Source organism: Streptomyces sp. TRM68416, assembly GCF_014596915.1.
In the GTDB taxonomy this organism is placed as follows: Bacteria; Actinomycetota; Actinomycetes; order Streptomycetales; family Streptomycetaceae; genus Streptomyces.
In genome coordinates this window covers 1-1,165 of record NZ_JACVWU010000075.1, presented here as the reverse complement: position 1 = coordinate 1,165, position 1,165 = coordinate 1, and the positions used below count along the sequence as shown (strand labels likewise).

Genomic DNA, 1,165 nt, shown 5'->3' with positions numbered 1-1,165 from the left:
ATGATGACGGAAGCCCGACTTCCCTCTCGGCGGACGGCACGCGAAGTCTTCCCTTCTGGTCGACCTCGGCCCGCGCCCAGAGGGCAGCGAAGATCTGGGGGCATGGGCTACGCGTTGAATCCATGCCCTTGGACACCTGGCGCGATCGCGAACTGCCTGATGTCGCCCGGGATGGACTCATGATCGGCATCAACTGGAGCGGGCCGCGCCTCGTCGGCTGGAGCTTCACTCCGATGGAAGTTCTCAACCGACTGGCGGCGGCTGACTAGCTCACGGGGGCGCTCGCCAGAGTGCGCAGTCGCCGCCAGCAGATCAGTGCGCATCCGAGGGTGAGGAAGGCTTCGTGGATGTCGTCGCGTATCTCCCAGCGGGTCCGCAGGCGGCGGAACCAGTGCAGGTGGGCGAACGCGCGCTCCACGACCCAGCGTTGGGTTCCGAGGCCGGAGCCGTGCTCGGTGCCGCGGCGGGCGATCAACGGCTTCACGCCGAGGTCCCAGACCATGCGGCGGTATTTGTCGTGGTCGTAGCCGCGGTCGGCGAGCACCACGTCTGGGCGGCGTCGTGGTCGGCCGCGCTTGCCCCGCACCGGCGGCACGGCCTGGAGGAGTGGGATCAGCTGGGTGACGTCGTTGCGGTTGCCGCCGGTCAGGGTGACGGCGAGCGGGATGCCGGTGGCGTCGGTGATCAGGTGGTGTTTGCTGCCGGTCCTGCCCCGGTCAACGGGGCTTCGTCCGGTCTTGGAGCCCCCTTTAACGCGCGGATATGGGAGCCGTCGACGGCCGCCTGGGAGAAGTCCAGGGCGTTCACGCTGCGGAGCTTGGCGAGGAGGACCTCGTGCAGTCGGGGCCAGACTCCGGCCTCGGTCCACTCGGCCAGGCGGCGCCAGCAGGTCATGCCCGAGCCGAAACCGAGTTCCTGCGGCAGGTGTTCCCAGGCGATCCCGGTGTGCAGCACGAACAGGACGCCCTGGAGCACCAGCCGGTCCGGATGCCGCTTGCGCCCGGGATGCCGGGTCCGGCGCTCAATCTTGGGCAGCAGTGGCTCGATCACCGCCCACAGCTCATCGTCGACTTCCCACGGCTTCGGCCGTGCCACCTCGCACCCCCGGATCGTCGGTTCCGGAGTGATCCAACCACCTCGAAGATCATTTCGTTAGGAGTTCTTA

At 68.1% G+C, this 1,165-nt stretch carries 2 protein-coding genes; one reads left to right on the top strand and one right to left on the bottom strand.

Features of this window, described 5'->3' with window-relative positions; genetic code table 11:
• A partial coding sequence (locus ICC28_RS39975) for a DUF2750 domain-containing protein (protein WP_188293786.1) occupies positions 1–269 on the top strand: 269 nt, incomplete at its 5' end.
• On the opposite strand, the gene ICC28_RS39970 is transcribed toward ICC28_RS39975, so the two are convergent.
• Positions 266–1,095, bottom strand: a protein-coding gene (locus ICC28_RS39970; RefSeq protein WP_411158646.1) for an IS5 family transposase whose coding sequence is annotated in 2 segments (ribosomal slippage) — positions 266–753 and positions 753–1,095 — 831 coding nt in all. Because the reading frame shifts where the segments join, the coding sequence is not laid out codon by codon here. The two genes, ICC28_RS39975 and ICC28_RS39970, sit on opposite strands and share 4 nt — an antisense overlap.
• Positions 1,096–1,165 lie beyond the last annotated feature (70 nt).